Raw genomic sequence first — 26,417 nt, forward strand, 5'->3', positions numbered from 1 at the left:
GTCGCGTGCCGGAGTTCAGTGATGGACCTCAACTCGCCCATGCCCGACAAATTCCGCAAGCGCCTTGGCAACACACTGAAACAAAAGGCATTGCAGACGCGAGCGGTCCGAATCACTGCCCCGCAAACGAGGGGATTAAGACATGTTGGCCATCACTCCAGCCGCAGCGCTGACGGGTCCGAATCACTGCCCCGCAAACGAGGGGATTAAGACATAGTTAATACCTCTAGCAGTTCAGCACAAGCGTCCGAATCACTGCCCCGCAAACGAGGGGATTAAGACATCGTCTAAATCGCGAAAAGACTTGAAAATCGGGTCCGAATCACTGCCCCGCAAACGAGGGGATTAAGACACCACGATTACGACCGCGATGAGACGCAGGCCGGTCCGAATCACTGCCCCGCAAACGAGGGGATTAAGACGACGTGTGAGAGCCTCGACCGACACCGGGCCTGGGTCCGAATCACTGCCCCGCAAACGAGGGGATTAAGACCAGCCAATGCGTTAGCAATCAGCTTGCTAAAGTGGTCCGAATCACTGCCCCGCAAACGAGGGGATTAAGACCGTTGATCATGGTGTCACCTGCGGCCCAGATGCGGTCCGAATCACTGCCCCGCAAACGAGGGGATTAAGACCCTTTCCCGTCTTCCAGGATCCCGGAGTACAGGAGTCCGAATCACTGCCCCGCAAACGAGGGGATTAAGACAATTGCGGCCCATACTGGTTTTGTGACATGTTGAGTCCGAATCACTGCCCCGCAAACGAGGGGATTAAGACCCTTCATATCTCCTCCTTGCTATTGGTTGATTCGGTCCGAATCACTGCCCCGCAAACGAGGGGATTAAGACCCTTCATATCTCCTCCTTGCTATTGGTTGATTCGGTCCGAATCACTGCCCCGCAAACGAGGGGATTAAGACCATCATACTTGGCGAACTTCTCCGTGGTGGTGGGTCCGAATCACTGCCCCGCAAACGAGGGGATTAAGACAATGAATCGGATGTATCCTTCAGGCTGAACTCAGTCCGAATCACTGCCCCGCAAACGAGGGGATTAAGACCCTTCGCTTGGCGCGCCGTGAAGCCTGGTACTCGTCCGAATCACTGCCCCGCAAACGAGGGGATTAAGACGGTGGCCCCGGCGCTGGTGGCTTATAATCTAAGCCAGCCGCCGGAGCCCTGCACACACCGCGTCCATCATGGGCGTCACGCCAAAGGAGGTCGCTCATGAACATTGGAATTGGACTTGGCATCGCGATTTTTGTCACGACGATTCTTGCCGCACTCAGTGCGATCGCCATGCCGATGCTGTTTCAGCGGCTTTTCCGATCGTCCAAATCACTGCCCCGCAAACGAGGGGATTAAGACGCCTGTCGAAACGCCGTCCTGATTCGCGCTGAAGTTCAGCCGGGTCGCAGCCTGTGCGACGGGTCGCGCAGATGCTGAGCCTCCCGCAAGGAGGAGGCAGGACTTATGGCGATGAACCGCATCCAGTTCCAACCCGGCCTGTCCCGGAAAGGGACTTCTTTCGGTCGTCGTTGGCCGGCTTTCTGCAACAGTACGGCACCGAGGCGGCGTGCAAGCGCGCGTTGCGGCACGCGCGCTGGCCGAAAGGGTTTGTCTGTCCGGCTGCGGCGGCCGGCGCTATGGCCGTTACGCGAATCGGCATGGCGAGCGGATGTGGCAATGCTCGGCCTGTCGGCACCAGACGACCAACGGAAGTCCCCAAGGGACGATGCTGCTCAGCGGCACGCTCTTCGAGGCCACCAAGCTGCCGCTGCGGACATGGTTTCTGGCGCTCTACCTGTTGACCCAGAGCAAGACCAACGTGGCGGCGTTGGAGCTCATGCGGCACCTGGGTGTGTGCTATCGCACCGCGTGGCGGATCAAGCACGACCAACGGAAGTCCCCAAGGGACAAGCTGATGCAGGCCATGACTGAGCGTGAGGCGGGGCGCCAGCTGGGCGGCCTCGTGCAGATCGATGATGCCTACCTGGGCGGCGAGCGCAACGGCGGAAAACCGGGGCGCGGCTCGGAAAACAGGTGCCCTTTCGTCATCGCCGTGGAACTCTCTGCGGAGGGCCATCCACTGCATGCGGTGATCACACCTGTATCCGGCTTCACCACCCAGGCGCTGACGGACTGGACGCGGCTGCACCTGCGCCCGGAAACCGAGGTCCATAGCGATGGGCTGGGTGCGTTCCGCGCCGTGATCGAAGCCGGCCATGCGCACACCGTTATCGAAAGCGAGTGCGGGCGCGCCGCCATCGAGGCCGGCGGCATGCGCTGGGTCAATACGGAGCTCAGCAACGTCAAGCGCTCGCTGGACGGCACCTATCAGGCATTCCGCTTCGCTGCCTATGCGCATCGTTACCTCGCCGAGGCCGCCTGGCGTTGACCCGCCTGCGGCGGTTGAAAAGCGCCTCAACCGCCGCTTCGACCTCAAGATTCTGGTGTCTCGCTTGCTGGTGGCCGCAGCGCGCTGCAAAGCCTGGCCCGAGCGGTGTTTGCGCGCCATGCCTGCCACCCCCACCGGCTGAACTTCAGCGCGAATCAAGGCAAGTCATGCATCACGCGCGCACCGGCAACGCCCGTGCCGTGCGGGCAAGTTTGCCAGAGCACCTGCCACCAACCGCTCCTGCAAGCATAAGCCTCGTTCCGGACACGAACGCTGTTCCGGGCTGGGATCGGGGCATCGATCCAAGTTCAACGCCAGTCCGGTTGTTGTGCGAATCAAGTGTTTTGCGGTCCGTACGGGGCGGATGCTGACTTGTTAATCAATCTCAGGAGAAGACTCATGAATGAAGATCGCCAACATTCTGCGTTGCTGGAACTGCTGTCTACTGGCGCCACGCTGGAAGAACACAACCACGGGGGACGGCGCTTCACACTGCATTACAACGGGCAACGAGTGGACGTGCCCGGCGCATTGGCTGCGAAGCTGGTACGCGAGCGACAGGTTCGGCGCGGCGGCCAGAGTGGCACGCTCCATCTGTGGTTTGCCGTGAGGCGCGCAGGAACTTGCGCGCATCCATGACCACGCCGGGCGCATCTGATTTCCGCCGCAAGGCCGTGCAAGTTTGTCGCTTCACGATGCGCTGCAGGCCGCACGGACAATGCGCTTCGTCAACAGGCATCAACCACACCAATTCTTTGAATCTCAGAGGAGTCAATCATCATGTCGGACACCAACAGCTCGATCAACGTGACCATCGTGGCGCCGCGCAAGTCGCCTTTCGCGGCCGCACTGCTGGCGTTGTTCTTCGGTCCACTGGGGATGTTCTATTCAACGCTGGCCGGCGCGCTGATCATGCTGGCGGTCTATGTGGTGCTGATCCCGCTCATCGGCGTGATGACGCTGGGACTGGGGTTCTGGCTCTACCTGCTCGCATGGCCGGTATGCGTGGTCTGGGCGGGGCTGGCGGCAGTGCAGTGCAATCAGACGGCTGTGCGCTACAGCCAGGGGGGTGGATAACACATATGAAAAAGGGGGCACGCCACGACGGCGTGAGCGCAGCGCCACCGCTGCGCAGGCACAGGGACGTGCCATCTCCGGGGTTCGCAGGCGGTGAAAGCTTGCACCGCAAGGTAATACGCCAGACAACTGGACATGATTGGCATATCGATCGACCAGCCCAACTGAATAAGGAGAACACGCAGTGCAGCCCATGAAACAGCACAACGTCTGGTTGTTGCTTCAGCGCGAGCTGTCGAGCGTACTGCCGGTCTTCACGTTGCGCGGGCTTCTACTTGCGCTACTCGGTCCGCTTGTGGCGTATTGCTTCACGAGGTTTCCTTACGAGTACATCCAGACAGGACATGCGTGGGGTGACAATTCGATCAACAAGCTGTTGACGTTTATATGCCTCTTGGCAGGTGCGTTCATTTTTTTTTACGGAGCGGTTTTCATCACCGCACTCGAGAGAAAAGACCCTAGCAAGCACCACTGGGTGTTGCCGCAGCTGTTTACGCCGACCGCGATGCTTGGTGTGGTTCTTGGCATGGTCTGGCTGCATCGCGCGAACCCCAACAGCTTCGGCGTGAGCGACTTCACGCTCTATCTGGTGGCATTGTTGGGTCTGGGAGCGGCGGTCGCTCTGCAGTTGCTGCTGCAGTTGATTCACTTGCGAGATCATGTCGATGTCACCCCGCTGATGCCAGGCGTGGTGCTGCTGGCCGGCAGCATCCTGTACCCGTATTTGATGAGCAAACCGGGTCGCTATCTGAATCCCACCGACTGGAGCAACCCGCTGGTGCGCACGCAGGATCTGGCGCACCTGATCACCGCCTGGCACTGGATGGCGGCGCTGGCCTTGGCCAACATTTGCATGGTTCTGGCATTGCGCATCGCCCGCTGGCCGGTGCCCGTCACGCAGCCACAGGCGCAGCCCGAGCAGCCGACCGCACAGGCGCAACACGTGGCCCAGCCGGTGGCGCAGCAGGTCCAGGCAACGCCGAACCCTGAGACGCTACGGGAGTTTGTCGCCGTGCGTGCGCGTTACACGTTCAAGTCCATCCTGGGTTACGCGGAATTCAAGCGGTCCCTCGCCGATGCCGGCAATGCTTGGCGCGACGAAAAAAAGAACGGCATCCTGCTGCACGGCGCGCCGGGCGGCGGCAAGACGCTGATGGCCGAGGCGTTGGCGGGGGAGTTGGGGCTGCCGATCATCGCTGTCAACGTTGGCGACATGGCCAGCAAGTGGATCAACGAGACCACGCAGAGGCTCAAACTGCTGTTCGACCGCGCCAGGCAACAAGCGCCATGTGTACTCTTCATCGACGAGATCGACGCCTTGCTGCGCGACCGCGAGAGCATGAAAGGTATCGGCTATGAAGAGCACGAGCGCATCGTGGCGACCTTCCTGGCCGCTGCGGTCGCCTTGCGCAGCCAGAGCGTCTTGCTGGTGGCTGCGACCAATCTGATCAAGCGCCTGGACCCGGCTGCGATCCGCGAGGGGCGCTTTGATTTCAAGCTGGAGGTGCCACTGCCCGATGCCGTGGCACGCCACGAGCTGATCAACGAAGGCCTGCGCTGTTACGGCAGCAGCATCGATGACGATACGCTGCAACGGCTGGTGCGGCGCTGGGCAGGCTTTAATGTGCCACGTATCCGCGAGGTGACCGAACGCGCGTGCAAGCTTGGCCGGACCCAAGTCATCGGCTCTGGAGGGAAGCAGAACAACGCACCCGTCGCATTGAGCTACGACACGTTTTACCGCGCGCTGCGCGACGTGCAGGGCCGTCGCGGCGGCGCTCCCGAAGGCGCCAAACGTCTGCAGTCGATGCACATGGACGCGACTCAGCGGATTCAAATCCAGCGCCTGGCGACGCAACTGATGAAAGTCGATGAGATCGAGCGCCGGGGTGGCACGCTGCCAAAGGGCATTGTTTTCTATGGCCCGCCGGGCACAGGCAAGACCGCAACAGCAATGGCGCTGGCCGCCGAGTGCGGCTGGACGTTCATCGTGCGCAATGGCCGCGACCTGACCAGCGAAAACGCCATCGATGCGCTGCGCAAGGAGGCCAGCGAGTTGCGCCCTGCCATCGTATTCATCGACGAGGCCGACGACATTCTGGGCGAGCGGTCCTATTCATCCAACAAGAGCGCAACCAACGAGCTGTTGACACTGATCGATGGCGCGGGTGGCATGCTGGTCGATGTGGTGTGGATTGCGGCGACCAACAGCATCGAAAGCATGGACAGTGCGGCACTCCGCGGCGGTCGCTTCGAGCAGAAGCTGCTTTTCGGCGCGCCCAGCCCGGAACCGCTGCGAGCCATGTTGCGCGAGTGGGCGCAATCCAGGCATGCGTTCGTAGGCGATGATGCGGATGCCTGGGTGGAGATGGCCGCCGAAGTGCTGCAGGGGCAGACCATCAGCAACGTACAAGCGGTGCTGAAGCTGGCCGTGAACCATGCGGTCACGGCAGCGATGGAGAACCACACCGCGCAGCAATGCGTGACGCGCGAGCGCCTGCTTGCCGCGCACAACGAAATCGTGTTGCAGTGACGGCTGAGGCAACGACCGCCGAGCCGGCCATGGCCTATCCATGTGCCGGAGCGTTTTTCAATCCGCTTTGAACTTGGCGTACAAGTGTATGTCTATGCGGGTGGCGTCTTCGCTGTCGCAGAGCGTTCGCATCCGATTGCCACCGACGCACGCGGCGCCTTGCTCCCCCGGGCATGGTGTCCACCACGGGGAGGATGGACATGACGGTCTATTTTGTTTCGCAGCACGAGCGCATCCAGCGCTGGGCGCGCATCATGAATGCGAAGGGCGGCAAGCTGCCGCATCGCATCGATCAAGCGGTAGAGAACATCGACCCCGAGCATTTGCAACCGGGCGATGTGGTGATGGGCACCTTGCCGATGAATGTGGCGGCAGCGCTCGAATCGCGCGGCATCGCATTTTGGGCACTGGACTTGCACGTCCCGCCGCAGGACAGGCGCAAGGAGCTTAGTGCTACCGAGCTGGCCAAGCTTGGCGCCACGCTGACGCGTTACAGGGTCAGCAAGGATGGCCAGCATGCCGTGAAAGCAGAGCGCCAGCGCACTGCGGATGCGCCAAGACCAGCGGTGACTGTGATGCTGGTCAGTGGCGAGATCATGCCGAACTATCTGGGTTATCTGCATGCGCCGACACCATGCGTGTTGCTGGCTGCGTCAGATCAGATGGGAGAGCGCGCCGATGAGTTGGAGAAACTCCTGAACGACGCACCACGCCGGCCGGATAAAATCGGGAAAATTCCCTTCGAGAGCACGGGTTATGCAACATTGGATGCCAAAACACGCGATCTGCTGGACTACTTGCTGGAGATTGGCCACGACAAAATCGTGCTCAATGCGACCGGCGGCACCAAGCTGATGTCGATGGCACTGACCCATGCCGGACAGCAGGCAGCCAGGAATGGCGCCCCAGTCGATGCGGTGTACGTGGATACGGCAGCGGGCCGCATCGAGCATCTGACCCCGGATACGCGGCCGCTGCAGCCCATGCGTGCCGTGCTCGATGTGCGTGCCGCAGTGCTGGCCTCGGGCAAGCCGGATGCGGGGTGCGACAGCGCATCGTCCGTATTTCGCAAGTGGATGAGCCGCACTCAATTGCATCGCTACCTGCTGGGGAATCCGGACAGGCTTGCGCTGTTCAATGCGCTGGTCGCACAGATGGAAGAATTACAGCGCGGCAAGAAGAAATCGGAACAGGGGGTGTGGCGAATCGAGCACGATGTCGAGCAAGCCACGCGGGGGCACTTCATCGTGTTGCCTGGCGATGACTTTGCGGCAAAGCAAATCAGCGGCAAATTAGGCGCACACCTGGCTGAGGCCGGTGTGCTGCGTACACGGCCGCAGACAAGCGACGCAGGGGTCAAATTGCAGTTCACTGCACCTTCCGAAATCGGTTATCTGTTGGGTTCGTGGTTGGAGGCGCATGTCGCCAGTCTGATCGAGGCTGCCGGTCCCGACGACTGGGCCTGCGGTGTGCAAGTGGGCAGCGAACGCGGCAAGAACAACGAACTCGATGCGCTCATCGTCAGCGGCAATCGCACCCTGCTGATCGAGGTCAAGGCGGCCAATCTTGCGCGCAAGTCCGACAAGGGCGGCGGCAAGAAAAGTACCAAGGCACAGGACACCGTATACAAGCTCGATTCGGTGGGCCATACCTTGGGCCACTATTTCAGCGGCAACTGGCTGGTTACAGCGCGCGCGCTGGATGATGATGACCAAAAGCGCGCCAGGGACAAGCGCATCGAGGTGTTCTCGGCGCAACCGTCTGGTGAGGGTAAGGAGCCTCTTCAACACTTCGCGCGCAAGCTCAAGGAGTGGATCGACGCAGGACGTGGCTCGATGCCGCGCGACGACGGGTATGCGGCGCGCGTGCTCGAGATTTCAAAGGACGCGAAGCAGAAAATCGACGCCAAATCGAAGCTCTACGAACGCGTTTCCTCGGCCGATGGTGCTGGTTCCGACGCGGCTCAAGCAGCGCCATCTGACGCCCCCGCTGCGCCCGCGAGCGAGGACAAAATGCGCCAACTGGAGCAGAAAGGCCTGGGCGGTATGGCCAGCAGCAAGCCATCCGCACCGTGGAGTGGTCGGCGGCGGCGTTGATCCGGGTTGTCCAGGTGGCCCAGCGCGGTCCCGAGGTCATGGCCAGCAAACTTGCCGGTCAGCGCAGCGCCGAGAGGCGCAAGCACACTGCGCACCAGCCGATGATGTCGGCGCACAGCTCTCCGTCAGGAGGATCCGCATCGTGGTCCGTTCCGCAGCACCGCAATCCAGACAACCGCCGGAAAACCCCGGCACGGTTGACTCGGCAGGATCGCCGTGGCGCGCGCCATTGGCGGTGTTGGCCGACGGTATCGCGACGCTGACTTGGCGCACGCGTGCGCGGAACCAGGCCGAGCAGGGCACTTGGCGCTGGCATGTGGCGCTGGCGGCGCTGATGCTGTCCACCGTCGCGGCCAATCTGGTGTGCGGCTGGGGCCTGCTCGGGTCCGTGCTCGATGGCGTGAGCGCGGGTTTCATGCTGCAAGTCATGCTGCCGGGCATTTACGGAGACCACGGCCGATTCGGCTACTCCGTCGCCTGCGTTGGGGTGGTTGGCAACCTGATGTGCATGGCGTGGCCCGGCATGCAGTGGGTTTGGCTGGGTTGGGTCATAGTTGCAGTGATCGGGTTATGGCGCGAGTTATTGCAGACGATCGAGCGCGAGTCATGAACGCAGCGCGTACAACAAGAGGCGCGGATCCGGCCTGCGTCGCGGAACTTTATCCGCCCATACTTGTCCCCAACTCATCGGGCCATGATCCTGCCATTCACCGCACTGCGGCGCGGCAAGGTGGGGAGATACGCTCAATCATGCGACGCAGGCAGGGGGCTGATGCGTACACAGCCGAATCATCCGGCGGGGTGCTGAGCCCGCGCCCACCATCCGTTTTTTCTTGCCTGATTTTTGCGCGCATGCGTGCAGTGGCAATGCACCGGAATCTTTGGGTGCTGCCTTCTTGCGCGCGGGCAGCAACTGCAACGATCCAGCAGCCAAGGAAGCCCTCATGACCAACCACGCCGTGCTGTTCGAGCTCAATTCAATCCAATCCTGGATCGCTGAAAGCGGGCGCCTGCGCGATCTGATCGGCGGCAGCGAGCTGATCGATCTGATGACCAATGAGAGCGCCGAGGGCAACCTGCTCGATTGCGTGTTGCAGTCCTGCGATGCGCAACAGGCGATCCGGTTTTCGCGCCGGTCGGGTGGCGCGTTCTATGCGTTCTGCGCGGACGAGGCTCTGTTGCGCCATTTCGAGGCGCTGTGGGTGCTGGCGGTGCAACACTGGGCGCCCGGGCTAGGCTTCAGCGTATCGCGCGGGCACGGCCAGAGTGAACTTGATGCATTCCGGAATGCGCGCAAGTCCGTGGACCAGGCCGCTGCACGACCCTTGCAAATTCCGGCAGCAGCGCCGATCGCGGCACGTCATCGGCGCACCGGCGCTGTGGCCAGCGTGCTCGATCGGCACGACGGCCCCGTGGACGCTGCGAGTGCGCGCAAGAAGGCATTTTCGAGGCCCGATCACGCTGGTTTCATCACGCGCTTTTCACCGCCGGGCGTTGGCTGGCGCGACTGGCCGACGAATCTCGAGGCGGGTGAGCAGTCCATGCCATTTGCAGGTGACTTGCGCACCGTGGCGTTGATTCACGCTGATGGCAATGGCATGGGCCAGATCCTGCGCAACCTGAGCGCCGCAGCTCAAGCGCGACCGGACCAGTTCATCGGGATCTTCAAGGGGTTTTCCGACACACTCGATGCGAGTATCCAGACGGCGGCGCGTCACGCAGCCGAAACCGTCTTGCTACCCGCACGCGTTCGCGCAACGGACTGCCTGGCGGCACGTCCAATCGTGCTGGGCGGGGACGATGTCACCGTGCTGGTGCGCGCCGATCTTGCCTTGGCTTATGCCCTGGCTTTTGCGCGCGCTTTCGAATCCGAAAGTCGGCGCCTGTTGCAGCAGAAACTGGCTGGGTTCGACGTGGCGGGATTGCCGCAGCAACTCACCCTGGGCATCGGTCTGGTCTACATGGGTGCCAGCCAGCCGTTTTCGATGGCCGCCGATCTCAGCGAAGACCTGATGCGCCGCGCGAAAGATCTGGCCAAGCAGCAGGCCGGCACCTACGCCGTGCCGGCCAGCAGCATCAAGTTTCATCGCATCACCAGCAGCCTGGTCGACGATTACGATGAGGTGCTGCGTCACGAGCTGACGCATCGAGGCGATGGCGATGGGGATGCACACGTCTATCGCAATGTGCTGCCCGCATATTTTCTCGACGACACGCAGCAGCCCAATCTGGGCGACTTGCTCTCCTTGCAGCACCTGCTGGGGGACGAGGACATGGCACGTGGCCCCACGCGGCAATTGCTGACCCTGGTCGGACTGGCTCCGGCGGATGCGCGCATGCGTTATCGACGCTGGCGTCAGTTGATGCAAGACAACAAGCGAGAGACTCTGCAACGCTTCGATGAGTGGGTCTGCAAGCTGCTGGGATGCAATGTCGATAGGATCAAGGATCTGCCTTATGGTCCGCCCGATCGCGAGCATTTGCGGCATAGCCCGCTGGGCGATGTGCTCGCCCTGCACGGCGCGGGCAACGATACGCGGTGCTGTGCAATCGCGGACAGCGATCAGTCGGCCACCGCGCTGGAGGCGGCAGTATGAGCGCGCAGACGTTGAAGATCGACGTGCTCGGATACTGGCATGCCGGCACCGGGCGCAGCGGCGGCGCCGTGGTAGATGCCCTGGTGCATCGTGACCCCTCCGGCCTGCCGGTGTTGCCGGGACGCCATATCAAGGGGCTGTTGCGCGATGCGCTCGAACGCGCCGAGGCCTGGAATTGGGACGGCTACGCCGGCCTGGCCGAGCATTTGTTCGGGCAGCGCAGCGAGCGTATTGAACCGGGTGTCGTGCCCAGGCCGGGTTGCCTGCGCGTCAGCGATGGCCGCATGGACAGCAGCTTGGCCCGTTACCTGGTAGCCAGCTCAAACGGCAAACACCACATCTCCCGCCTGTTTCGAAGCCTGCATAGCACGGCAGTCGATCACGAAACGGGCAGCGCCAAGGAGCATTCGCTGCGCGGCATCGAGGTCACGATTCCCCTGCAGCTGCATGCACGCATCGAGGCCATCGCCGACGCCGATTCACCACCGCCTGACTGGCACGAACGCCTGCGCGACGTGCTGCCGCTGATCGATGCCGTTGGCGCGCACCGCACACGTGGTCTGGGGCGGGCCGTACTGAGCCTGGAGCATGCCGAATGAGACGCGCAGCCTTGCAGATCGATCTTCTCGACGATTGCGTCTTCAGTGCCAGCGCCGCGACTGAAGGCGGGCATGCGTCGCTTACGCATGTTCCCGGAAGCGCGTTGCTTGGCGCCGCCGCGGCGCGCGTCTATCGCACGCTCGGTCCGGCGGATGCGGCGCGCGTGTTCCATTCCGGCAAGCTGCGCTTTGGCAATGGCCTGCCCTGGGATGGCCATAGCGTGGGCTATCCGCTGCCGTTGTCGTGGCATGAGCCCAAGGAACGGCTGCAGAGCAGGGACGACTCCAAGGACTATCTGTTGTCGGATCAGATCTTCAACTTCCTGCATGACAAGTCCGGTGCTGCTGACCCACAGGTCAAGCCCATGCGCAACGGCTACGTGCATGCGGATGGGTTCCGGAGCAAGCCTGCGCATGGACTGCGCATGAAGACCGCGATCGATCCAGCCAGCGGACGCGCCATGGAGGCCGCACTGTTCGGCTATGACGCCCTGCAGCGTGGCCAGTCGTTCATGGCCTGCATCGATGCCGATGACGATCTCGACGCGGATCTGTTCAAACAGGTACTCGGCGCCCTGCACGGTTCGTTGTTGCTGGGGCGCTCGCGCTCCGCCGAATTCGGTCGCGCGCTGGCCCGGCCGCCTGTCAACGAACTGCCGGCCTTCGAGCACGCCGATTCTGCCGATGCGACACGCATGAGCCTGTGGCTGCTGTCCGATCTCGCGCCTTGTGATCGGGCGCGTCAACCCACCCATGCCATCGACTTGATGGCCTTGGGGTTTCCACGCGGCACTCGTCTGGATGCCAGCAAAACCTTCGTGCGGCGGCGTTGTTACAGCCCATGGAACACGGCGCGACACGGCTATGAGCGCGAGCGCCTGGTGCTGAATGCGGGGGGCGTGATCACGGTGGTATTGCCCGACGGCGCCGATCGTCAGGCATTGCGGAATCTCCTGCATGCAGGGCTGGGGCTGCATCGCGAGTCGGGACTTGGCCAGGTCTGGGCCGATGCGCCTCTGCTGGCCGAGCTGCACCCACGGTTTGCCGAACGCAAGGAGTCCGATTCGGAGCCTGTTCCAGTCGCACCCGGCCATCCCTTGCTGCACTGGCTGACCCAGCAGGATAAGAGCTGGAAGATCTGCGTTGAGCAGAAAGCCGAAGACATGGCGAGCGAGATCCGTGAGCGGATCATGGCGGCGCGCCGCGCCGCAGGTCTCGACGAGAAGCTGCCTTTCGGACCCTCCCGATCGCAGTGGGGTCGTGTGTTCGAGGCCGCGCGCGTGCATTCGGGCGCGGCGCTGTACAAGCAACTGTTCGAGGATGACAAGGCCATCATCAAAGCCAGTGGCGAGGGTTGGAGCATCGAAGTGCTGGTGGACAAACAGTGGCAGAAGCTTGCGGACTGGCTGAAAGTGCAATTGCCAGTCGCGTCGCGCACAAAGGAAGAATATGCCTACTTGATTCGGCGCATCGCCCATCGCGTGCGCGATGACATCGACAACAGGAGGGTTTGAAATGGCTGGCGAATCGGTTCTGCTGCTTGCCCGCGTCAAGCTCGAGGCCGTCACCCCGCTCTCCATCAGCACGGGGCAGCCGGACAACGTGTTCGATACCGCGCTGGTGCGCGATGCCAATGGGTTGCCCGCCATCCCCGGCACGGCACTGGCCGGCGTCCTGCGCCATCTGTGGCTGGGTCGTCACGGCGAGGCGTCCGCTGATGCGTTGTTCGGCCACCAGACGGGCAGCGAGGGTGCGCCCTCGCGAGTGGCTGTCTCCTGGGGGCATTTGTGCGACAGCCAGGGTCGTGTCGCCGATGGCTTGTTGTTGGGCGATGCGGCCAAGCGCCTGACGTCTGATCCCTTGTTCGCCACGGCGCTGGCCCAGGTGGATGCGCCCGTATTCCGCAACCGGGTTCGTCTGACGCATCGTGGCGCAGCGGCGGATACCGGAAAGTTCGATCGCGCCGTCCTGCCTGCCGGCAACCGATTCATTGTCGAATTGCGCCTGTGGTCCGGCGCCGGCCACGACGACACGGAGTTTGATCGCCTGCTGAGCCTGCTTGCCCACCCGGGTCTGCGCGTGGGCGGTGCCACGCGCGCGGGCCTGGGCCGGTTGAAAACCGTCGACATTGCCATCGCACGGCTCGACATGGAGCAGGCTGCGGATCGCGCCCGGTTGAAAAATCTGTCACGCGACCTGAACGACTGGCGTGGCCTTGCGGCCTACACGCCCACGCCACGGCCTGCCGAACAAGCCGATTGGCTGCGCGGCACGCTGCGCCTGGAACCGCGCGGCGCGTGGCGTATCGGTCAGGGCGACGCGCCGCCGAGCGGCGCCGAGAAACCCGCGGACCTTCTGCCCGTGGTTGAATCGCGCATCGATTGGGCCGCAGGTGCCGGAGGTTATACGCCCGCCATGCTGCTGGTCCCGGCGAGTTCGATCAAGGGTGCGTTGGCGCATCGCATGGCGTTTCATGCGCGGCGTCTGTCCGACACGTGGCGCGCCGCAGCGGAGACCGCACACGACCTGGACGAAAAGCCCGGCGCGGTGGTCGACCTGTTCGGCGAAGCCAAGAACGGCGCCAGCGCGGACGACGACGAAGGTTTCGGCAAGGCTGGCTGCCTGTATATCGACGATGCATTTGTCAGCGTGTCCGAGGTCAAGCTGGCGCAACTGATGCACAACGCCATCGATCGCTTCACCGGCGGTGTGCGCGACCGCGTGCTGTACGACGAAGAGGTGGTGTTGGGCGGCGTCATCGAAATCGAGCTGGCGCTGGATACGCAACGGCTGCGGTCAGCGGATACGCGCGCCGCCCTGCATCTGGCGATTCGTGATTTGTGCGAGGGCCGGCTGGCACTGGGCTCACGCAGCACCACGGGCAACGGGTTCTTCTGCGGCCGGCTCAGCGGCCCACTGCAGGCTTGGCTGGATCCATCCGCGCAATTGCAGGGAGAGGCGGCATGACGAATCTAATCGAGTCTTATCGGAAACTGCGCACGCGCATCCCGGAACTTCCCGAGATGCACACCGGCAGCTACACCATGACACAGCAGACTTGCACCAGCGAGGCGCAGCTATGGGCGCATCTGGCTGAGCATGCACCGCGTCAGGGCTGGCTGCAGTTCCAGTCGTACCAGCTCGCCATGCACGGCGAGCTGCCCGTGCGCGATCCACGCTGGGGCATGCTGCTGGCGGGCGAGCTGGTCGATGCCGAGGGCTGCTCGATCGCCATCGCGCTGGATGCCGACGGCGCCTGGCTGGTGAGCCGGTTCGAGCACCAGGCAACGGGGGATGACTTGTGGGATGAGGTGCGGCATCTTGCGCACGACCCCAAGACCGGCACCCTGCGCTATCGGCGTTACTGGCGGCACGATGCCGAAGCGGGCTTCGTGCAGGATCACGGTTGTTTCATCGGTTTCGAGTGAGGCCCGTCATGTCCAATCCCAATGCTCATTCGTCCAATGCGCAAGGCCCATCCCGCCATCAGAACGGAAGCCGTTCGCAGGGGCAGGACAACAGCGCGCGAGAAATGATCTCGGCGCCTTACAACTTCGTGCCGCTGGCACCCCGCGTGCATATCCCGGCGTGGTCGCGCGAAGTCTCGCACGACTGGCCTTTCGAGGATGGTTACAGCGGTGAGCTGCATTACATCCTCACTGCCGATACGCCCTTGCTGGTCGGCGGCAAGCAGATCAAGGCCACCCAGGACAAACCCGGCAGCGTCAAACCCTTGCAATGGCCCGATGGCACCTACGCCATTCCCGGTTCCAGCCTCAAGGGCATGCTGCGCAGCGTGGTCGAAATAGCGGCCTTCGGGCGCATGCGCATGGTGGATGAAGTGCGCCCAGGGCTGCGCGACATCTCAAAAAGCGATACGGTCTATGCAACGCGCGTGCGCGACAGGGTGAAGACCGGATTCCTGTGCCGACGCAAGGATGGCGGGCAGGAGATCGTCCCTTGCAAAATGCTGCGGCTTGACCATCGTGCTCTTGAAAAAGCGCTCGGCGTCAAAGAGCCGATCTTTGCGACACGCACCTCGGTTAAAGACAAATACGAGACTTGGAGCCAGGCCTGTCGAAAGGCTGGCAAGAACCCGCGGTCGTTGCGTTTCGATCTGGGCGCAGACGCCAAGGCCCCGATACGTCTGTTCGAAGGTGCCCTCGAGGGCGTACCGGTATTCACGGGCCAGATCAACGATAGCACCCAGCCACGTGGCAAGCGTCGCGATTTCGTGTTCTACGCGCGCGATGCATCCCATGCGATCGAGGTTTCTCGTGATGCATGGCGTGACTTCCTGCGCATCCATGGCGATGAGGATGGCAAACCCGCCATGTCCTGGCCCGGTTACTGGAAGAACAAATATCGCGCGGGCGAGGACGTTCCTGTTTTCTATTTGCGGGACACGGTCAAGAACAAGGATCTGCTTCGCATCGGCTTGGCCTACATGCCCAAGCTGGCAGGAGATTTTTCCAGCCTCGACATGATCGAACATGTCAGTTGCGAGCATCTGCAACCGCCCGGCGCTCAGCATGGCTACGACCTGGCCGATCTCCTGTTCGGCGCCATCAACGGTGACTCTCAGGCGGATGCATTGCGTGGCCGGGTCAGCTTGGAAACGGCGCATGCCTTGGACAATCCGCAGGCCGTTGCGCAGCCCGCTACGATCTTGAACGGCCCCAAGCCCAGTTATTTTCCCAATTACATTACCCAGCAGGCCAACCCCAGCAATTGGAAGCTCAAGACTAGCCAGTACGCGACATACCTCGAGAGTAGTCAGTCCAAGGCGCCCACTCTGCGCGGTTTCAAGCGGTATCCCGTGCGGCCCTTGAGCGATGCGCAGGTGCAGTCGCTCACTGACGAGCAACTCAAGAATCGCAAGGTGCAAATCGAGTTGCATACCCTGGCGCCGGAAAGCCGGTTTGCCGGGCGCATCGTGTTTCACAACCTCAAGCCGGAGGAGCTGGGCGCATTGCTTTGGGCGCTGACCTGGGGCGGCAAGACGCATCTGCGCCACAGCCTGGGCATGGGCAAGCCGTTTGGTTTCGGGCAAGTGCATTTCACTCTGGATACCGACCAGAGCCGGCTCATTCCGAACGATCCTGCGATCCCCGAGGCTGCCCTGGATGCAGCGCGCCGCGCCGATTTCGTGGCAGCGTTCGCGGCACATATGGAGGCCTCGTTCCCTCAGTGGGAACAGTCACCGCAGCTACTCAACCTCTGCGCCATGGCCGATCCGGCCGCTGCCTGCAAATTGCCCGTGGGCATGCCGTTGCGCCATATGCGTCTTGAGGCAAAGGGAAAAGTCAACGAATTTCAAACCGCCAAGCAAGGCAACTCCGTATTGGCCGACTATGCCGTTGCCAGCGGCTACATCCCTGCCACGCACTATCAGCCAACGCAGGGCAAGCCACACGGTGCAGTGACTGTCTCGGTGGACAATAAGGCGGTGCCAGCAGGGGCCACGGCACCCACGGCATACGCTACGACGCTCAACACCTGGCCCAATGCCAAACTCAAATGGGAGCCCGGGCCCTGCCGATTGACGGCCACGCTGGCTGGCAAAGGCAAGCCCGCAGTGAGAGAGCAAGCCACACGGTTACTCGATGCCTTGCCCGAGCCACAGCGCGAACGCCTGCGCAAGAAAGGCGAGCTTGCCGGTGTCGAGGTCGAAGTCGAGGCGCAGGGCAATCGCCTCACCATCGTCGGGCTGATTTGGCCAGCAGGCTGAGCGCGCAGAGACGTTATTCCGCGGCCATGGGGCGTGTCAGGTTTTTTGTGTGTGAGGCGGTTTTGCTTCTGCGCTGACAGGGCCGTGGTCAGGGCCGTGCCAGCGTGAAGCGGTCTTCGTAGAGTATCGCGAACTGATTCATCGCCTCCTTCCAGTCTTTGGCTGCGCGGCCCCAGTCGGCGGTGATGTTGCGTAGCGCCAGGCAGATCAGCTTGCTGGCCGCGTCGTCGCTGGGGAAATGGCCGCGGGTCTTGATGATCTTGCGCAGCCGTGCATTGCGCTCTCGATGGCGTTGGTGGTGTAGATCACCTTGCGCACGGCCGGAGGGAATGCGAAGAACCGGATGACCCGGTCCCAGGCGCGGCGCCAGCCGCCGCACAGCATCATCGGCGCGATCCGCGGCAAACTTGTCACTTGCGTACTGCTGAGCAAGCGCATCCATTCTGTGCCTATCCATCACAGTCTGGATGCGCCTCATGACCTTGTATCTGCTCAACTCTCCCGTACTCACCACGATAGGCACGTTCCGCTTCACGCCCTTGGACGTTTCTGCCGCACGTGCGCGCGCAGCGTGCGGGTTTACCTCGGCCATCGGTCACGCGGGTGCGGCATCGCGCATGGGTCAACTGCTCGAGTGCGACGTGCCGATGCAGCGCGTCGATGTACGCATGCAGCCTGGTGATGCCGCGCTGGTCTTGCGCCTGCTGCGGCGTCTTCCCGAAGGACGCATACTCGAGCACGCCGAGCTGGCTGCCTGGCCGCATGAGCTCGCGCTGCTTGAACGCGTGTCTTGAACCAGACCTGAGGCTGCTTACAGCGTCAATCTTCTGGCCGGTCAGGCCGTTGACACTGGACAACTTGCTCGGCTGGCCCCGGCGCCGCGATCGCATGACGCAATCCGATCACAGGCCATGCATCGCTGCCGGTGGTGACCCAGGCCAGGTTGAAGGCGTTGTCCAGATCCACCCAGCCTGTCGTGCTGTCTGCTTGCGGTGATGCGCGCAGCTTCATGGCCGGATTGGGCATGTAGTAGCCTTGCTGGACCCGCACCCACAGTTGTCGTGAGGGGCGATAGTTCGCGCCGAGCTCCGCGCGTGCGAGCACGTGGTTGATGTAGGTGCGCTTGCGCCGCGCGGCGGGCCACAGGGCTTCGGGTAAGGTTTCCAGCACGGCCAGGATGGCGTCGGCGAAGAAGCCGCGGCGATAGCGCTGTATTGGCAGCGGTCGCGGGCTGACGCGCATGCCCAAGGTTTTCAGCCCCGCCAGCATGACGCTGAGCACCCAGTATTCCGCTTGCGATCGTTCGAGGCGCACCAAACGGTGGTCGACCTGCACATCGAGCGCGCCCGGTGCCAAACGCTCGAACAAGCTCCCCAGGGCATTGCGCGCCGTACCCGGATCCTCGATGGCGACATTGAGCGCTGCCAGCCACGGCGTATGTCCGAAGTCATCAGCCTGTTCGGGACTGGCGCCACGGGACAACAATGCATCGACCAGTGGGAGGTTGCCCGCCTGCGCGGCGCACATCAGGGGCGTTCCCCCGGTCGGTGTCAGGTGGTCGACGCCATATCGATCGCCATCGGCCAGCACCTCCTTGATGTTGCGTGCCGCATAAGGGCGCAACCAGCGCTCACGCTGGTTGGCGATCGCGCGCAAGACCGGTTGGTCGGCGCGCTCGATGAAACCGCGCGTGAGCGGGATGCCGCCGAGGGCGCCTTGCGGCGCGAGGCTGAGGGCAGGCGCAAAGCGTGTCGTCTCCGCGAGTTGTTCGATCCAGGCATGCTGGCCGTGCCAGAGGGCGTAATCGAACAGGGTCTGCCGGAGTTTGTTGGAAGGATCGCGCGGGTCCAGCGCCCGCGGCAGCAGTTCACGGATCAGCGCTTCCGACCAAGGCTTCCAGGGTGTCGGCTTGGCCTGCAGGAACGTCGCGCGAATGGCATCGGCTTGTTCCTGCTTGCCCTGCTGCTCCAGCTTGCGCGCCTCCTGTGCCCATTCATCGACACTGGAGCGGCTGGCTGCGAGATCCAGCGGCTGACCCGGGCGCAAGCCGAGCAGATCCAGCAGGGAATGGCGCGGATCGGATTCGACCAGGATCAGGCTCTCGCTGGCGCGCGTGAGCGCGACGTACAGGGCGTTGACGTAAAACTTGTACAGCTCGAGCGACTTGTCGGCCTTGTCGCGCGCCCTGCGAAAGCTCAGGTCGTCCTGGTTCAGACCACGCTCGGAAATGCCTTCGGCAATCTCGGCGAAGGCCGCGCGCTGGCTGGAGACCAGATCGAACAACACCACATGCGGGTATTCGAGGCCCTTGGCCTCGTGGACCGAGAACACCAGCGGCGTGTGGAACTGCGCCTTGGCGGCGGGCTTGTCCTCATCGCGCAGCACGATCACGGCATGACGCGCCGAGGTCCGTGTGCGCGCATCGATCTCGCGCAGTGTCGCCGAGGTGGCGTCCAGGAGCTGGACGGTGCCGATTTCGCGGGTGGCGCACTCGATCAGGAAGCTGCTTTCTCGATCGACCGAGCCGAAGCGGGCGTGCTTGATCTTGAGCAGGCGGTTGCCGAGCTGGGTCACCGCTTGGGTGTTGCGGAAATTGGCACGCAACAACGCGACGGGCTGCGTGGTGTCCGGGCTTGCATCACGCCCTTCCCAGAACAGCGCACGCACCGCCGCCCAGGAAAAGAAGTTCGGGTGCACGATCTGGTGCGTATCCCCGCACAACAGGAAAGCATCCGGATGTTTCAGGCAGGCCAGGATCAGCGCCAGCTGGGCGCGGGTGAGATCCTGCACCTCGTCGATGACGGCAAAGTCGTACACCGGCTCGGCCAGTGGCATCCAGGCGTGCGCGATCTGGTTGAGATCGAACAGGCCGGCCTCCTTCAGCCAGGCGCTGTAGCGGCCATACAGGCCATGCACGACCGCGCGTGCCGGACCCTGCGGGATCAGCGACTGGCGCACACCCAAGGCCTGATAGGCCGCCAGATCCAGCGCTGAACGAGGCGCGGCACCGATGACGCCGCGGAACTCCTCGAACAAGGCATGTGCATCCAACTCCTTGAGTTCGCCGCGCAGAACTTGCCGGTGGCGCTCGAACCAGCCGCGGAAATCGGCAAAACGGACTTCCCGTCCTTCCGGGATCTGCAGTGTCTCCAGGCACTCGCGGAGGCTCAGGAACTCGACCGCCTGATCCTCATTGACATAGCCGTGCGCGTCATAGAGGGAACGGGCGCTCTGCGCGAGATAGGCGGAGAGGGTGACGTAGAGCACGCGGCCGCTGGCTTGACGCAGCTTGGCCAGGGTCACGGCGGTCTTGCCCGAGCCCGCTGGACCGACCAGCACGGCCGGCGGCGGCAGCTGAAGTGCCGCCTCCTGTGCATCGTCGAACACGATGGGCTTGTCCAGCAGCTCGAACGCGCTGCGCTCGGGATGCAACCAGCGCAGCGTCGGTGCCGCCGGCTCGGGCGTGACGTCGATTCGATCCTGCTGGGAATCCGCTTCGATGCGCGCCGGGTCGATGCGTGCGCCGCGCAGGAAGCGCGACTTCTCATAGGCGTGCTGGGGAATCACCTCCAGCAGCAGGCAGACCGTCTCACCGGCATGGCGCACGAACTGCAGCAACAGACGATTGCTGTCATCCAGACGCGCGCGCCAGTAGGGCGTGGGCGCGAGCTTCTTGATCTGGGCACTGTGGAAGTCCTCGCGGATCAGCGCCTGGCGGACTTTGTCGAAGGCTTTCTGGACTCGTCGTGTGTCGAGACCACGGTAGTGAAGGACGCGCATCGGGTGATGCTAACAGCGCAAAGCTTCTTTGAATCCCATCGTGAATCGCCTCAAGGCGGAATGCGTCACGCGCCAGGTGTGATCTGCAGCCAGGATGTTCACTGACTGCGCGCCATGAATCGCCTGCGCACTCATGCAAGCGCGTGCGCGGTCATTGCCGAGCCCATGCGGGCGCATCGGGCTTGCCCTCATGCATCGCGATTGCTGCACCCTGCGATTCAGTGCGTTCAGCGACCGTTTCGCCGTTGAGATCGATCGACGTCGATTGACGTCCATGATGATCGCGCGTCCCGCTCTTGCCACAGCGCAAACGTGTGCTTTCTTGAATTCACGTGGAGCAGCCGCTTCGCCCAACTCAGGAGACGACGATGAAAACCGCAACCCAGCCGCTGACCCCGGCTACTCAGGACGCGCAACCGGACACGCACGTGTCGCGCCGTGCATCGTATCGCACGCCGCGTCGCAACCATCAGCAGGTCGGTCAGGCATCGCCCGCTCCGGCACATCCGCCGGTCGCGGTGCCACCGCAAGATCCGCCTGCCACCCGCGCGTCGGCGATTCCCTACCTGCTCGGTCCTGCCGCGACGCCGCCGGACGTGTCCAAGTTCGAAGTGATCACCACCGATAAGGTGGCCGAGCGCCTGGGCTATGCCAAGTGCACGATCCGCAACACCTGGATCGATGTCGTGCTGTTCGAGAACGTGCACTTCATCAAGCCGCGCCGGAAGTATCTCTTCCTGTGGGAGAACATCGTGCGCGACCTGCCCTACATGGGCCAGTGCGGCACGCTGATCCCGATGGCCAACGGGGGCTACGCACGTGGGTAAGGTGCGTACCCGCATCGAGTCCGGGAAGTTGTTCGTCGATTTCCGCTATCGCGGTCAGCGGTGCCGAGAGCAGACGGACTTTGCCGACACGCCGGCCAATCGCCGGCTGCTGCAAGGCCTGCTCAAGCGCATCGAGCGCGCGATCAGCGAGGGCAGCTTCGTGTATTCGGCATTTTTCCCGGACAGTCCGCGTGCCGCACTCATGGCGGCGCCGGGCTTGCCCCCGGCCATCCACGGCGCCCTTGGCACACCGCCGGGCGTGCCGATGCCGGCGACCATGACGAGCAGCAATGCCACCGCTCTCGCCGCGGCGCCTGTCTTCGCCACCTTTGCCGAAACCTGGTACGCGGAGATGACGCCGCAGTGGCGAGGTCGCTACCGCGAGAACGTCCGCGCGGTGTTGGACCGGGATCTGTTGCCACGCTTCGGCACGCAGCCGCTGGCCCGGATCGGCAAGGCCGAGGTATTGGCCCTGCGCGCCAAGCTGGCGCAGCGCCCCGGCAAGCAAGGCACCCTTGGGCCGGCGCGCATCAACAAGATCCTCGGCGTGCTGCGACAGATCCTCAACGAGGCCGCCGATCGCTTCGGCCTGGTGCCCGCGTTCCGCGGCATCAAGCCCCTGAAGCTGCCGCGCAGCGAGGTGCAGCCCTTCACCCTGGAGGAGGTGCAGCGCATCCTGGCCATGGTGCGACCGGATTACCGGCATTACCTGACGGTGCGCTTCTTCACCGGCCTGCGCACGGGCGAGATCAACGCCCTGATGTGGGAGCACATCGACTTCACGCGCAGCCAGATCCTGGTGCGCCAGACCCTGGTCGATGGCGAGGCCACGCCCGGCGGCAAGACGCTCGGCTCGGTGCGCGATGTGCCCATGCTGCCGATGGTGCGTCAGGCGCTGGAAGCGCAGTTCCAGCAGCGTCGGCCGGACGTGTCCTGGGTGTTCGCCACGCGCGAGGGCGGACCGATCGATGGCCACAACTTCAACAACCGCATCTGGCTGCCGCTGCTGCGCTACCTCAGCCTGAAACCGCGCCGCCCGTACCAGACCCGGCATACCGCCGCGACCCTGATGCTGGCCGCCGGCGAGAACCCGGAGTGGATCGCCCGCGTGCTGGGTCACGCCAACACCGAGATGCTGTTCAAGGTCTACAGCCGCTTCGTGCCCAACCTGACCCGGCGCGATGGCCTCGCCCTGGCCGGGTTGTTGGAGCAGCGGCCGTTGTCCGTGATCCCTGTCAAGGAGGACGTCATGACGCCACCCAGCTAACCCACTGGCCGGCCGCCACCGGCAGTCCACCGAAGTTCCCCGAAGTCTCCCGAAGTTCCCCCGAGTGAGCCCATGCACGGGCGCGTACGCAACAACCCACCACAAGGAGTTTTGCCATGAATACGACGACCCTGACCAATCCCCTGTTGCGCAGTGAATCGCTCCCGGATGTCTACAGCAGCGAGGGCATTCTCGCCTGGGGCCGCGCGCACCCGGCGTTGCCGAGCGGCGTCTCGCTGATCAACGCTGGCGGCATCACCCCGGTCGAGTGCTGGGCCGAGGGGCCGCGTGACCATGCCACCACGATCGACTTCGCCGAGGTCGAGCTGCTGCGCACGGCACAGGGTGTGATGCACCTGGTCGAGGCCCGGCGCACGGCCGATTTCGATCCGCTGGCGCAGGTGCCCGGTGCGTTCTGCTGCATCCCGCTGGCCATCGAGCAGCTGCGCGGCACTGTCGATGCCATGGACACCCCGGCGCTGCAGGATTTCATCCGTACGGTATTCAAGGTCCCAGTGATCTTCTATCGCTACTGGACCGCGCCGGCCGGTGCGCACCACGCCTATCCGGGCGGACTGATCGAGCACAGCCTGCATGTGATGGAGATCGTGCAGCGCACGCTGCGCAAACAGGCACTGGCCGATCAAGGCGTCGAGCCCGCGGCACGCGACCTGGCCCTCACGGCCGCGCTGCTGCACGAGGTCGGCAAGACGGCGGCCTACGACGCCCAGGGTGGCCGCACCGAGCATTGCCGCCGGATCGGGCACGAGCTGCTCGGCGTCGAGTTGCTGTGGCCGGCCCTGCTGGCGATGCGTCAGGAGTCCCCGCTGCTGGCCGATGGGCTGCACGTGTTGCTGACGAATCGGACGTACTTCGCCGAGAGCCCGCTGCCGCTGCGCCGGCTCAGCGATCTGCTGCGCTGGGCGGACAACAAGAGCGCGGCCAGCGCCGGTGCCCCGCAAGACTGAACGACCCCGGCGCCGTCGCAGCCTGTGCGACGGCGTCGTTTTGCAATACACCCCCCCCATCATTGCCACAGCGGAGGTTGCCATGAGCAAGGACACTGAGCGGAAGCCCGGAGCGGACGAACTGATGCATCCCGTCGAGCGGGAGCTTGCGGCGGAGGATGCGCAGAACGCGGTCGGTGCGGCTGCAGATGAGGCCGCCGCGCAGTGCGACGTGTTGGACTTCGGGCCCTACGGTCTCATGGACCGGCGCACCTGGGCGCGCATTCTGTTCGGCTTTGCGCTGATCCTGGCCTACATCCTCGTAACCACCGGGCTGGCCTGGGGCGTCGCACGCATGATCTTCGGTATCTGGGGCGTGCCGGCGGGTGAGGGTTTCCAGGGTAGCTACGGCCTGTATCTGCTCACCTTGGCGGGATGCGGGTTTTTCCTGACCCCGCTCGTACTGCTGGCGGGGACTCTCGTCTGCTGGTGGGCCTATTGGCTGGGCGAATTCTTCTGGCCCCTGTCTTGATCCTCGGACGACAACGAATCGATGCACTGATCGCGCAGTGCGCAACGGATCGTTGGCCCGGCCGGACGACCTGAAGAGCCAACCGCAACGCTATGGGAGATCGCACGATGACACCGACACCCCAACAGGTTCGTTCCGAGCCTGCGGACAACCCGCTCGATCCGGGCACTCTGCTGCCGCGGATGGGCCTGGGTCTGCTCAGCCTGCTGGTGCTGGCCGGGCTGTCCGAGCTGGGCGTGCAGATCGTCTGCCGCCTCAGCGAGGGAATCTGGCGGCTGGATCTGCTGGCGGACTTTGCCAAAGGACTCGCCTGGGTCATCGCGAACAGCATCCTGCTGGCGATCGGCTGGGTGCTGATCTCGGCCAGCGGTCTGCTGCTCGCCGGGATCGGCACACTGATGCTGGCGCTGGCGCGGAGGCTGCGCACTCTCTTGCCGGCAGGGAAGTCAGCGCAACGGCGCACACCAACCTATCGAAGAAAGGCGTACATGACCCGCACGCCGCGGGTCTGGACCGGACTTCCCATCCAGGGCGATCCAGCGCGATTCGTGCAAGGGATCAAGGTATCCATGGGCTCCATCTTCGGCCCGCCACTCGATCTCAGGCAGCCGTCACGGGGGCTGCACAAACAGTGATCAACGCAATCTCTGTCTGAGCACACCCCTGACGAACGATGGGGTGATCGACCTGATGAGCCGTCAACACGTGGTGGGCACGTCAATGCGCGATCACGCCCTAGCGACGGCGTCGCGACCCGAGGCCGCGCCATGGACACCTCGATACCAACCCCCCCCTGTCAATCACACCGGAGTGACCCGATGATCAAGTGGGCAGAATGTCGTGAGGGAGATGTCTTGTTCGAGGTCTTTCTCCCTGAGCATGATCGTGAATCCAGCTGCTGCCTCCTGCGAGCGATCTGCCACGGTCAGATCGTTCAGGAGCGCCAGATCCGACTGACGTGGCCGCCGCGATTTGGCCCCGATATGGGCGATGTCGCAGCCATCGAGGCAGAGCTGGAGGCGCTCAGTCAGGAGATTGCCCAGCATCCGATGCCGATGGCGCGCACTGGTAGCTATGCCCCGGGTTCGGTTGAATCGGTGCCACAGGATCCCGTGGTGCATGCATTGCTCTATTCGCTCATCGAGGCGTATGTCGAGGCGGAGTCGATGCTGTCGATCACGCCCGAGCAAACGGTCGCCTACTTGGAGCTTCCCACGGGCGTCACTGCCAAAGGGCTCTATCCGATCGCAGTCATCCAACGGCGGGAGCATCGAATGCGGCGCATGATCGCCATGGCGAACCTGATCGAAAGCGAGCCGAGCGTTCACGTGCGGGAAACTGATTTGATCGACGCCGCGCTTCGGAATGACGTTGCTGAAATCAGGAACATCCTCGGCGCATGCGGAATCGAAGCGCCGAGGCGCCCGGCTGGGTGGTCTGAAGATCCATCGGCTACACCAAAGGAGGGTATGCCATGACACCGACACTCCAACAGGTTCGTTCCGAGCCCGCGGACAACCCGCTCGATCCGGGCACTCTGCTGCCGCGGATGGGCCTGGGCCTGCTCAGTCTGCTGGTGCTGGCCGGGCTGTCCGAGCTGGGCGTGCAGATCGTCTGCCGCCTCAGCGAGGGAATCTGGCGGCTGGATCTGCTGGCGGACTTTGCCAAAGGACTCGCCTGGGTCATCGCGAACAGCATCCTGCTGGCGATCGGCTGGGTGCTGATTTCGGCCAGCGGTCTGCTGCTCGCCGGGATCGGCACGCTGATGCTGGCGCTGGCGCGGAGACTGCAAGACATCTTGCCGGCCAGGAACAAGCCACCCAAGCGCGCGCGTGCACCCATCGAGAAGTACTTGGAGAGGGATTACATCACGGTCATTCCGAAGGTGTGGACCGGGCTTCCCTACCGCGGCGATCCCGAGCGGCTCAATCAAGGGATCAAGCTGTCCGAAGGCCAGATCCTCGGGCCGCCGGCGGATCTCGGTGTGGCGACACCGGGGCTGCACCGGCGGTGATCAACGCAGTCTCGACCGGGC

At 63.5% G+C, this 26,417-nt stretch carries 21 protein-coding genes, 2 pseudogenes and 1 CRISPR repeat array; of the genes and pseudogenes, 21 read left to right on the forward strand and 2 right to left on the reverse strand.

Annotated elements, in window-relative coordinates; all coding sequences use genetic code 11:
* The first annotated feature begins 105 nt into the window (after nt 1-105).
* Nucleotides 106-1,129: a CRISPR direct-repeat array (repeat unit 37 nt; unit sequence GTCCGAATCACTGCCCCGCAAACGAGGGGATTAAGAC).
* A 96-nt stretch (nt 1,130-1,225) separates the two neighbouring features.
* The 13 genes and pseudogenes from Mschef_RS17585 (at nt 1,226) to Mschef_RS03025 (ending at nt 17,029) form a co-directional block, all read left to right on the forward strand.
* On the forward strand, nt 1,226-1,363 hold the full coding sequence (locus tag Mschef_RS17585; RefSeq protein ID WP_168708901.1) for a hypothetical protein: 138 nt from the start codon (nt 1,226-1,228) through the stop codon (nt 1,361-1,363).
* Nucleotides 1,364-1,471: 108 nt separating this feature from the next.
* Nucleotides 1,472-2,538: pseudogene (locus Mschef_RS02970) on the forward strand (IS1595 family transposase).
* 257 nt (nt 2,539-2,795) lie between these two features.
* Complete coding sequence (locus Mschef_RS17065; protein ID WP_136256388.1) at nt 2,796-3,035, forward strand: hypothetical protein; 240 nt, start codon at nt 2,796-2,798, stop codon at nt 3,033-3,035.
* 141 nt (nt 3,036-3,176) lie between these two features.
* Nucleotides 3,177-3,473 (forward strand): hypothetical protein, encoded by a 297-nt coding sequence (locus tag Mschef_RS02980; RefSeq protein ID WP_081126330.1) that lies wholly within the window; start codon nt 3,177-3,179, stop codon nt 3,471-3,473.
* Nucleotides 3,474-3,999: 526 nt separating this feature from the next.
* The gene (locus tag Mschef_RS02985) at nt 4,000-6,006 is read left to right on the forward strand and encodes an AAA family ATPase (RefSeq protein ID WP_168708900.1); all 2,007 of its coding nucleotides are present in this window, start codon (nt 4,000-4,002) and stop codon (nt 6,004-6,006) included.
* A gap of 173 nt (nt 6,007-6,179) precedes the next feature.
* Nucleotides 6,180-8,102, forward strand: coding sequence for a CRISPR-associated protein Csx16 (gene csx16, locus Mschef_RS02990; protein ID WP_081126332.1), 1,923 nt, complete (start codon nt 6,180-6,182; stop codon nt 8,100-8,102).
* 142 nt (nt 8,103-8,244) lie between these two features.
* Entirely contained in the window at nt 8,245-8,712 is a 468-nt protein-coding gene (locus tag Mschef_RS02995; RefSeq protein WP_136256387.1) for a hypothetical protein, read from the forward strand.
* Between the two features lie 334 nt (nt 8,713-9,046).
* Nucleotides 9,047-10,699, forward strand: a complete 1,653-nt coding sequence (locus Mschef_RS03000; protein ID WP_136256386.1) for a Cas10/Cmr2 second palm domain-containing protein — start codon at nt 9,047-9,049, stop codon at nt 10,697-10,699.
* A complete protein-coding gene (locus tag Mschef_RS03005; protein ID WP_081126335.1) occupies nt 10,696-11,298 on the forward strand; it encodes an RAMP superfamily CRISPR-associated protein in 603 nt (200 codons plus the stop codon). Before Mschef_RS03000 ends, Mschef_RS03005 begins: the two co-directional genes overlap by 4 nt.
* Nucleotides 11,295-12,812 carry a hypothetical protein gene (locus tag Mschef_RS03010; RefSeq protein ID WP_081126336.1) on the forward strand — a complete coding sequence of 506 codons (1,518 nt, stop codon included), beginning with the start codon at nt 11,295-11,297 and terminating at the stop codon, nt 12,810-12,812. Before Mschef_RS03005 ends, Mschef_RS03010 begins: the two co-directional genes overlap by 4 nt.
* A 1-nt stretch (nt 12,813) precedes the next feature.
* The gene (locus Mschef_RS03015; RefSeq protein ID WP_168708899.1) at nt 12,814-14,265 is read left to right on the forward strand and encodes an RAMP superfamily CRISPR-associated protein; all 1,452 of its coding nucleotides are present in this window, start codon (nt 12,814-12,816) and stop codon (nt 14,263-14,265) included.
* On the forward strand, nt 14,262-14,726 hold the full coding sequence (locus Mschef_RS03020) for a hypothetical protein (RefSeq protein ID WP_081126338.1): 465 nt from the start codon (nt 14,262-14,264) through the stop codon (nt 14,724-14,726). The genes Mschef_RS03015 and Mschef_RS03020 overlap by 4 nt, the downstream gene beginning before the upstream one ends.
* Nucleotides 14,727-14,830: 104 nt before the next feature.
* On the forward strand, nt 14,831-17,029 hold the full coding sequence (locus Mschef_RS03025) for a TIGR03986 family type III CRISPR-associated RAMP protein (RefSeq protein ID WP_168708898.1): 2,199 nt from the start codon (nt 14,831-14,833) through the stop codon (nt 17,027-17,029).
* A gap of 88 nt (nt 17,030-17,117) precedes the next feature.
* On the opposite strand, the pseudogene Mschef_RS03030 reads toward Mschef_RS03025, so the two are convergent.
* Nucleotides 17,118-17,398, reverse strand: a pseudogene (locus Mschef_RS03030) (transposase); the annotation flags it as partial.
* A gap of 107 nt (nt 17,399-17,505) precedes the next feature.
* Between Mschef_RS03030 and Mschef_RS03035 the strand changes: the two are divergent.
* Nucleotides 17,506-17,823: an STIV orfB116 family protein gene (locus Mschef_RS03035; RefSeq protein WP_168708897.1), complete on the forward strand. Its 318-nt coding sequence runs from the start codon at nt 17,506-17,508 to the stop codon at nt 17,821-17,823.
* 25 nt (nt 17,824-17,848) lie between these two features.
* Here Mschef_RS03035 and Mschef_RS03040 read toward each other — a convergent pair whose 3' ends face one another.
* Nucleotides 17,849-20,809: an ankyrin repeat domain-containing protein gene (locus Mschef_RS03040; protein ID WP_081126341.1), complete on the reverse strand. Its 2,961-nt coding sequence runs from the start codon at nt 20,807-20,809 to the stop codon at nt 17,849-17,851.
* Nucleotides 20,810-21,177: 368 nt separating this feature from the next.
* Between Mschef_RS03040 and Mschef_RS17905 the strand changes: the two genes are divergently transcribed.
* From Mschef_RS17905 to Mschef_RS03075, 7 genes are all read left to right on the forward strand, one after another.
* On the forward strand, nt 21,178-21,636 hold the full coding sequence (locus Mschef_RS17905; protein WP_197686708.1) for a hypothetical protein: 459 nt from the start codon (nt 21,178-21,180) through the stop codon (nt 21,634-21,636).
* A 1-nt stretch (nt 21,637) separates the two neighbouring features.
* Nucleotides 21,638-22,903: a site-specific integrase gene (locus Mschef_RS03050; protein ID WP_197686709.1), complete on the forward strand. Its 1,266-nt coding sequence runs from the start codon at nt 21,638-21,640 to the stop codon at nt 22,901-22,903.
* A 116-nt stretch (nt 22,904-23,019) separates the two neighbouring features.
* Nucleotides 23,020-23,871 (forward strand): HD domain-containing protein, encoded by an 852-nt coding sequence (locus Mschef_RS03055; RefSeq protein ID WP_081126343.1) that lies wholly within the window; start codon nt 23,020-23,022, stop codon nt 23,869-23,871.
* Between the two features lie 82 nt (nt 23,872-23,953).
* Nucleotides 23,954-24,382: a hypothetical protein gene (locus Mschef_RS03060; RefSeq protein WP_081126344.1), complete on the forward strand. Its 429-nt coding sequence runs from the start codon at nt 23,954-23,956 to the stop codon at nt 24,380-24,382.
* 182 nt (nt 24,383-24,564) lie between these two features.
* Complete coding sequence (locus tag Mschef_RS03065; protein WP_081126345.1) at nt 24,565-25,017, forward strand: hypothetical protein; 453 nt, start codon at nt 24,565-24,567, stop codon at nt 25,015-25,017.
* 183 nt (nt 25,018-25,200) lie between these two features.
* The gene (locus Mschef_RS03070; protein WP_081126346.1) at nt 25,201-25,860 is read left to right on the forward strand and encodes a hypothetical protein; all 660 of its coding nucleotides are present in this window, start codon (nt 25,201-25,203) and stop codon (nt 25,858-25,860) included.
* Nucleotides 25,857-26,396 (forward strand): hypothetical protein, encoded by a 540-nt coding sequence (locus Mschef_RS03075; RefSeq protein WP_081126347.1) that lies wholly within the window; start codon nt 25,857-25,859, stop codon nt 26,394-26,396. Before Mschef_RS03070 ends, Mschef_RS03075 begins: the two co-directional genes overlap by 4 nt.
* Nucleotides 26,397-26,417: the final 21 nt, after the last annotated feature.

It is taken from the genome of Metallibacterium scheffleri, assembly GCF_002077135.1.
Taxonomy (GTDB): domain Bacteria; phylum Pseudomonadota; class Gammaproteobacteria; order Xanthomonadales; family Rhodanobacteraceae; genus Metallibacterium; species Metallibacterium scheffleri.

What these genes read in the sequence shown, in the direction of transcription:
- Mschef_RS17585 (WP_168708901.1), top strand. Translation starts at nt 1,226, where the DNA reads ATGAACATTGGAATTGGACTTGGCATCGCGATTTTTGTCACGACGATT.
- Mschef_RS17065 (WP_136256388.1), top strand. Translation starts at nt 2,796, where the DNA reads ATGAATGAAGATCGCCAACATTCTGCGTTGCTGGAACTGCTGTCTACT.
- Mschef_RS02980 (WP_081126330.1), top strand. Translation starts at nt 3,177, where the DNA reads ATGTCGGACACCAACAGCTCGATCAACGTGACCATCGTGGCGCCGCGC.
- Mschef_RS02985 (WP_168708900.1), top strand. Translation starts at nt 4,000, where the DNA reads ATGGTCTGGCTGCATCGCGCGAACCCCAACAGCTTCGGCGTGAGCGAC.
- csx16 (WP_081126332.1), top strand. Translation starts at nt 6,180, where the DNA reads ATGGTGTCCACCACGGGGAGGATGGACATGACGGTCTATTTTGTTTCG.
- Mschef_RS03000 (WP_136256386.1), top strand. Translation starts at nt 9,047, where the DNA reads ATGACCAACCACGCCGTGCTGTTCGAGCTCAATTCAATCCAATCCTGG.
- Mschef_RS03005 (WP_081126335.1), top strand. Translation starts at nt 10,696, where the DNA reads ATGAGCGCGCAGACGTTGAAGATCGACGTGCTCGGATACTGGCATGCC.
- Mschef_RS03010 (WP_081126336.1), top strand. Translation starts at nt 11,295, where the DNA reads ATGAGACGCGCAGCCTTGCAGATCGATCTTCTCGACGATTGCGTCTTC.
- Mschef_RS03015 (WP_168708899.1), top strand. Translation starts at nt 12,814, where the DNA reads ATGGCTGGCGAATCGGTTCTGCTGCTTGCCCGCGTCAAGCTCGAGGCC.
- Mschef_RS03020 (WP_081126338.1), top strand. Translation starts at nt 14,262, where the DNA reads ATGACGAATCTAATCGAGTCTTATCGGAAACTGCGCACGCGCATCCCG.
- Mschef_RS03025 (WP_168708898.1), top strand. Translation starts at nt 14,831, where the DNA reads ATGATCTCGGCGCCTTACAACTTCGTGCCGCTGGCACCCCGCGTGCAT.
- Mschef_RS03035 (WP_168708897.1), top strand. Translation starts at nt 17,506, where the DNA reads ATGACCTTGTATCTGCTCAACTCTCCCGTACTCACCACGATAGGCACG.
- Mschef_RS03040 (WP_081126341.1), bottom strand. Translation starts at nt 20,809, where the DNA reads ATGCGCGTCCTTCACTACCGTGGTCTCGACACACGACGAGTCCAGAAA.
- Mschef_RS17905 (WP_197686708.1), top strand. Translation starts at nt 21,178, where the DNA reads ATGAAAACCGCAACCCAGCCGCTGACCCCGGCTACTCAGGACGCGCAA.
- Mschef_RS03055 (WP_081126343.1), top strand. Translation starts at nt 23,020, where the DNA reads ATGAATACGACGACCCTGACCAATCCCCTGTTGCGCAGTGAATCGCTC.
- Mschef_RS03060 (WP_081126344.1), top strand. Translation starts at nt 23,954, where the DNA reads ATGAGCAAGGACACTGAGCGGAAGCCCGGAGCGGACGAACTGATGCAT.
- Mschef_RS03065 (WP_081126345.1), top strand. Translation starts at nt 24,565, where the DNA reads ATGGGCCTGGGTCTGCTCAGCCTGCTGGTGCTGGCCGGGCTGTCCGAG.
- Mschef_RS03070 (WP_081126346.1), top strand. Translation starts at nt 25,201, where the DNA reads ATGATCAAGTGGGCAGAATGTCGTGAGGGAGATGTCTTGTTCGAGGTC.
- Mschef_RS03075 (WP_081126347.1), top strand. Translation starts at nt 25,857, where the DNA reads ATGACACCGACACTCCAACAGGTTCGTTCCGAGCCCGCGGACAACCCG.